Source organism: Streptomyces sp. NPDC058257 (assembly GCF_042881845.1).
Classification (GTDB): Bacteria; Actinomycetota; Actinomycetes; order Streptomycetales; family Streptomycetaceae; genus Streptomyces.
This window is the reverse complement of sequence record NZ_JBHVXJ010000027.1, coordinates 114,546-120,645: the sequence shown is the minus strand read 5'-3', so window position 1 is coordinate 120,645 and position 6,100 is coordinate 114,546. Positions and strand designations below refer to the sequence as shown.

The window sequence follows — 6,100 nt, the reverse complement described above, 5'->3', positions numbered from 1 at the left end:
CTTCAGATGCTTCTGCAGAAGCATCTGAAGCGAACGCGGCGCCGTATCTCGTCCGTGGTCCCCGCCGTTGGGGGTTCAGGGATCTACCGTGCCGTCTTCTCGGCGAGTTTCTGGAACTCACCCAGGTCGTAATTGGCCAGAGTGGAGTCGAGATTGGTGAGGGCGCCCAGGTGTTCCACGAAGCCCTTGGGGTCGTACTCGATCTGGAGTGTCACCCGGCTCGTGGTGTCGCTGAGGCGGTGAAATGTCACCACGCCCGCGTGGTCCACCCCCTCGACGGTGTGCCAGGCGATCCGGTTCTCGGGCACCACTTCGGTGAGCTCGGCGACGAAGTTCTTCTCCGCACCCGGCAGTTCCAGCTGCCACGCGAAGCGCCGCCCGCCCATCGGCTCGACCAGGCGTACGTGGCTGAGGAAGGAAGGCCAGCGTGTCACGTCGCTCCACAGCTCCCAGGCGACGGAAACCGGTGCCTGGACATCGACTGACTCGAGCAGGGACGCGGACATACGCACCTCTTTCTTTCTGCACGGGGAGTGGCCACGGAGTCTCCGGGCCGGTGGGGCATGGGCCTCCGGTACCCCGTCGCGGCCGGACCATGCGAAGGCGTCACGCCACTTGCACGAGTGTCAGGCCACCGCGTGGGGTGTCAGGCCGCCGTGTGGATGTCAGGCCTTCTGACCCGATGCGGCAAGCTCCTTGAGGTCCACGGTCTCGCCGGGCGCGGGCGCCTCAGGGCTGACCGACTTGCCGTAGTCGCTGAAGGTGGCGGTGTTGGGGCCCTTGCCGCCGGTCGACGTCGTACGCAGGATGTACGGCTTGCCCTCCGTGGCCACGTACAGCGTGATGGTCTCGCCGCCGGAGGTCTTCTTCGTCAGCCGGATCGTCTCTGCGCCGCCGACGGTCGTCGTCGAGCCCTTCTTCATGCCCTTGCGCTCCGACTTGTCCTTGTCCATCGAAGCCATCAGCGCCTGCTTGTCGCACACGTTCTTCGTCGTCGCGTCGTCAGCGGGTGCCTTCACCCACTTGTCCGCCACCTTCGGCACGATCTTGTCGCCACCGGACTGGCCCTTGAGAGCGTTCTCCCAGTACTTCTCGTCGCCCCGCAGATAGAAGGTCCCCTTCGTGTGACGCACATCCGCGGACGCACCCTGCGACCGGATGGTGCCGTCACAGTTCTTGCGCCGGTCCACCGACAGGTCGATGGTCATCGAGGAACCCGCGGACTGCCGCATGGCCCCCTTCATGTGCATCGAGTCGGCCTGCTTGGTGGCCTCGATCGCGTCAGCGGCTATCTGATCGGCGCTCTTGCCCGCGAACGGCTTGTCCTTGTCGTCCGAGCCGTCGCCACCGCACCCGGCCAGGGCCACTAACGCCGCTCCGGCTACCGCGGCTGTCATGGTTCGACTGCCCTTCACCATGTCTGCTCCTTCCCGGGACGCCTCCGCGCCCTCCGCTCGTTCCGCGGCCGTAGGGGCCGCGGAACAACCGGTTACCCCCTCGCCCCGACAGATCACCGGAAGGTCGATTTCCACTTTCCGCGCCGGTTCACGGCCGCGCGCCCGGGGCGCCTGGCGCTTATGGTGACCGAGCGGCATACGGAGACAGCCATGACGTCAGCCAAGAAGTCACACATCGACCTGGAACAGCGCCTGCTCCTGACCGGCATGGGCAGCTTCGACTGGGACCTGGACAGCGGTGAACTCAGTCTCGACGCCAGTGCCCTCGTGGTGCTCGACCTGCTCCCCGGCGAGTTCAGCGGCTCGGTGACCTCACTGCGGGAGCGCGTGCAGCCCGAGGAGATCGTCCGCATCAGTCACGCCGTCAAGGAGGCGGTCGCCACCGGTGTCGACCTCTACGGTCTCTACTTCCGTGTCCGCCACCGCGACGGGTCGCTGCACCTCAGCCACGCCCGTGGACGCATCCTGCGCGACGACGACGGCCGGGCCGGGCGGGCCGTCGGATTCGTACGGACGGCCGAGCACGACGGGGCTGAACTCGCGGCCACCGATCCCAGGGAGGAGCGCCGCCAGGGCATCGCCCTGATGGTGCAAGGCACCACGGAAGCCCTCTCCCGGGCCGTCACGGTAGACGACGTGGTGGCCGTGCTCTCCGGCGCGAGCGGTCTTGACCGGTTCGCCGCCGACGGCCTCGTCCTTGGCCTGGTCGAGGGGGACGACCTGAAGCTCATCGCCCTGGTGGGCCAGACGATGCAGGCCCTCGACGAACTCAAGCTGCACAAGGTCGACGAATCGCTGCCGCTGGTCGAGGCCGTCCTGACCCGGCAGCCCCGCTTCGTGGGCACGCTGCCCGACCTCGGGCAGCGCTTCACCCATCTGGGGCCCTACATCGATCACATGGAGCTCGATTCGGCGGCGTTCCTGCCTCTGGTCGCGCAGAACCGTGCCATCGGCGGACTCGCGCTCTTCTACCGTGGCCGCAAGGACTTCACCGACGCGGACCGCAACCTCTGCATCGGTCTTTCCGGCATCGTCGCCCAGTCGCTCCAGCGCGCCATGCTCTTCGACGAGGAACGCGACCTCGCCAAGAGTCTGCAGGCCACGATGTTGCCGCGCGGGGTCCCCGACGTCCCTGACTCCGAGGTCGCCGTGCGCTACCACGCGGCCTGGGGCGGCCGTGACGTCGGAGGCGACTTCTACGACGTCATCACCCTGCCCCGCGGACGCATCGGCGTGGTGGTGGGTGACGTACAAGGACACGACACCCACGCCGCGGCCATCATGGGGCAGCTGCGCATCGCCCTGCGGGCCTTCGCGGGCGAGGGGCACCCACCCGCGACGGTGCTCTCGCGCACCTCACGCTTCCTGTCCGAGCTGGACACCGAGCGGTTCGCCACCTGCACCTACGCCCAGTTCGACCCCACCACCGGCATCGTGCGCGCCGTGCGGGCCGGCCATCTGCCGCCCCTCGTGCGGCATGTGGACGGCCGGGTGGGTGTGCCACGGGTCAGCGGCGGGCTGCCTCTTGGCCTCGCCACCGACTTCGGCATGGAGGACTACCCCGAGGTCCGGCTCGACCTCGTGCCGGGGGAGACCCTGGTGCTGTGCACGGACGGGCTCGTGGAGGACGCCCGTCTCGATCTCGACACCGGGATCCAGAACCTCGCCGAAGTGCTGGCCGCGGGACCCGAGACGGCCGAAGACCTGGCGGACCACCTCTCCCGCGCGCTGTGGGAGAGATGGGGCAGCAGTGACGATGTGGCGCTCCTGGTCCTGCGCCGGCTCCCCGATCCCGGCACGCTCCAGGAGCCGCGCATCCATCGGTACGTCCACCAGGCCGACCCCGAAGGGCTCGCCGACGCCCGCGCGGCGCTGCGGGAACACCTCGCGTCGTGGGGTCTTGGGGCCGTCGCCGACGATGTCGAGGTGGCGGCGGGCGAACTTCTGGTCAACGCCCTGGTCCACACCGACGGGGGCGCCATCCTCACGCTCGAAGTGCTCACAGGACCGCCTCGCCGTGTCCGGCTCTGGGTCAAGGACCGCTCAAGTACCCGGCCCCGCAAGAGGTCCCCGGTGGAGACCGCCACATCCGGCCGTGGACTGCTCCTGGTGGAGGCGGTCGCGTCGCGCTGGGGAGTCGAGCCGCGCGGCGAGGGCAAGGCCGTCTGGTGCGACTTCGCCGCGCCGGAAACCTGATCGACTCCATCTGTCACGTTTCTCCGTCGCGCTCCGTCAGGGCAGTGAAGGCAACATGAAAGCCCTGAGGAGACAGTGATGGAAACACGTTCGATCACGGCGCAGGTCCCGACGGTTCCGCGGATGACCGAGGACCCCGCGCAGCTCGTCCCCGAGCTGGCCGCGGTGTCGGCGGCACTTTTCAAGGTCACCGGCAATGGCTCCGTGCCCCGCTCCACGATCAGCCTGGTGCAGCTGCGGGCGGGCCAGATCGTCGGCAGCACTTACCTGACCGTTCTGCACACGGGCTTCCTGCGCAAGGCGGGGGAGCCGGAGGAGCGCATCACGTCGGTGACCTCCTGGCAGGACTCCCCGTACTTCACCGGTGCCGAACGTGCCGCGCTCGCACTGGTGGAAGCCGTGCTTCAGCCGTCCGCGCACGGCAACGGCGAGAGGGTCTCCGACGAGCTGTACGCCCAGGCGGCGGAGCACTACGAGGCCCGGGCACTGGCCACCCTGATGTTCGCGATCGGCCAGGTCAACTTCTTCATCGCCGTGGCACTCATCGCCAAGCCGGTGCCCGGCCGTTCGTTCACCGACCCGTGGACCTGAGAGGGCCAGGACCGGCAGCCCCGAGGGGCGTCGGCGTCATCTCATAAAACGCCCGTCGGCCGCTGCCTTCCCAGGCGGCGGCCGACGGGCGCGGATGGCTCAGGCCTTGTCCTGCATGCTGCTGCGAGCCGGGTTGGCCTGCTCCCCGGCCTTGAAGTCCTTCTCGCCCGCCTTGGCGCGCACCCCCTGCGCGATGCGCTCACCGATGGACTTGTCGATGTTCGACCAGTACTCGAAGGCCCTGGCGAGCACGGGTTCGCTCACCGCGTTGAGGAGGTGCCCGACGACGTTGTTCACGAGGCGGTCGCGCGCGGCGTCGTCGAGGACCTCGCGGACCATGGTGCCCGCCTGTCCCCAGTCGTCGTCCTCGGCGTGATCGACGTACGCGGCACGGGTGATGTCACCGTCCGCGTACCAGCTGGGCGGGGCGTAGCGGCTCGTGTCGGCTGCCGGGCCGCCCTTGGAGTTCGGCGCGTAGACCGGGTCCTCCGTCTTGTTGTACGCCATGGCCCCGTCCTTGGAGTACGTACGCAGGGGCGCGACCGGAGCGTTGACCGGCAACTGCTGGTAGTTGCCGCCGATGCGGTGACGGTGCGCGTCGGCGTAGGAGAACAGCCTCGCGAGCAGCATGCGGTCGGGGCTCGGGCCGATGCCGGGGACCAGGTTGTTCGGCTGGAACGCCGCCTGCTCGATCTCGGCGTGGTTGTCCGTGGGGTTGCGGTCCAGGGTCATCTTGCCGACCTCGACCAACGGGTAGTCCGCGTGCGGCCACACCTTGGTCAGGTCGAACGGGTTGAAGCGGTAGGTGGCCGCGTCGTCGTACGGCATCAGCTGCACATGCAGGGTCCAGCTGGGGTACTCGCCGTCCCGGATGTGCTCGAAGAGATCCCGGGTGTGATAGTCCGTGTCCGCCGCGGCCATCTGGTCACCCTCGTCCTGGGTGAAGTGCTCGACGCCCTGGTCGGTCTTGAAGTGGTACTTGACCCAGAACCGCTCACCCTGGGCGTTGATCCACATGTAGGTGTGCGAGGTGTAGCCGTTCATGTGCCGCCAGGAGCGCGGGATGCCCCGGTCACCCATCAGCCACGTGACCTGGTGGGCGGACTCCGGCGAGAGCGTCCAGAAGTCCCACTGCATGTCGTGGTCGCGGAGGTTGTTGTCCGCCCGGCGTTTCTGGGACCGGATGAAGTGCTGGAACTTCATCGGGTCCTTCACGAAGAAGACCGGGGTGTTGTTCCCGACCATGTCGTAGTTGCCCTCGGTGGTGTAGAACTTCACCGCGAAACCGCGCGGGTCACGCCAGGTGTCCGGGCTTCCTCGCTCGCCGGCGACGGTGGAGAACCGGGCCACGAGGTCGGTCCGGGCGCCCGGCTGGAAGAGGGCGGCCTTCGTGTAGGCACTGACGTCGTTGGTGACTTCGAAGTGCCCGAAGGCGCCGCTGCCCTTGGCGTGCGGCTGCCGCTCGGGGATCCGCTCCCGGTTGAACTGTGCCATCTGTTCGATCAGATAGGAGTCCTGCAAGAGGATGGGCCCACCGGCGCCGACGGTGAGCGAGTGCTCATCGCTCTCGACCGGAGCTCCGGCGTCCGTGGTGGTCGCCTTACCTGTGACGTCGCTCATGGGTTACGAGTGCCTTTCGGTGGGTGATGTTCTCTGCGCCGCAAAGGGGTGGAGGGGGTCCGTCTCTTGCTCGGCGTATTCGGCGATGTATCAGCGTCGAGTCCATCTTGCGGCTTTTGTGGCCATGTGGCCATTTGTTCACGTACTTCCGGCCGCCTGATCCTGCCGTCTGCCGTTGTGTGTGGATCTTTCGCCCGGGAGAGTCCGGGTGCCCGACTTGGCGCCGCTGATACGTG

Annotated in this window: 5 protein-coding genes; 2 read left to right on the top strand and 3 right to left on the bottom strand. The window is 67.9% G+C overall.

The features are described 5' to 3' along the window. Positions 1-83 precede the first annotated feature (83 nt). Both ACFVXC_RS38645 and ACFVXC_RS38640 read right to left on the bottom strand, forming a co-directional pair. Positions 84-506, bottom strand: a complete 423-nt coding sequence (locus ACFVXC_RS38645) for an SRPBCC family protein (RefSeq protein ID WP_389915673.1) — start codon at positions 504-506, stop codon at positions 84-86. A gap of 159 nt (positions 507-665) precedes the next feature. After that, a complete protein-coding gene (locus ACFVXC_RS38640; RefSeq protein ID WP_389915670.1) occupies positions 666-1,418 on the bottom strand; it encodes a hypothetical protein in 753 nt (250 codons plus the stop codon). 189 nt (positions 1,419-1,607) lie between these two features. On the opposite strand from ACFVXC_RS38640, the gene ACFVXC_RS38635 reads away from it, so the two are divergent. Both ACFVXC_RS38635 and ACFVXC_RS38630 read left to right on the top strand, forming a co-directional pair. Continuing rightward, positions 1,608-3,653, top strand: a complete 2,046-nt coding sequence (locus ACFVXC_RS38635; RefSeq protein WP_389915667.1) for a SpoIIE family protein phosphatase — start codon at positions 1,608-1,610, stop codon at positions 3,651-3,653. Positions 3,654-3,731: 78 nt separating this feature from the next. Beyond that, on the top strand, positions 3,732-4,244 hold the full coding sequence (locus tag ACFVXC_RS38630; protein ID WP_389915665.1) for a carboxymuconolactone decarboxylase family protein: 513 nt from the start codon (positions 3,732-3,734) through the stop codon (positions 4,242-4,244). A gap of 99 nt (positions 4,245-4,343) precedes the next feature. Here the strand turns inward: ACFVXC_RS38630 and ACFVXC_RS38625 are convergent, their stop codons facing one another. After that, entirely contained in the window at positions 4,344-5,864 is a 1,521-nt protein-coding gene (locus ACFVXC_RS38625) for a catalase (protein WP_389915662.1), read from the bottom strand. Positions 5,865-6,100: the final 236 nt, after the last annotated feature.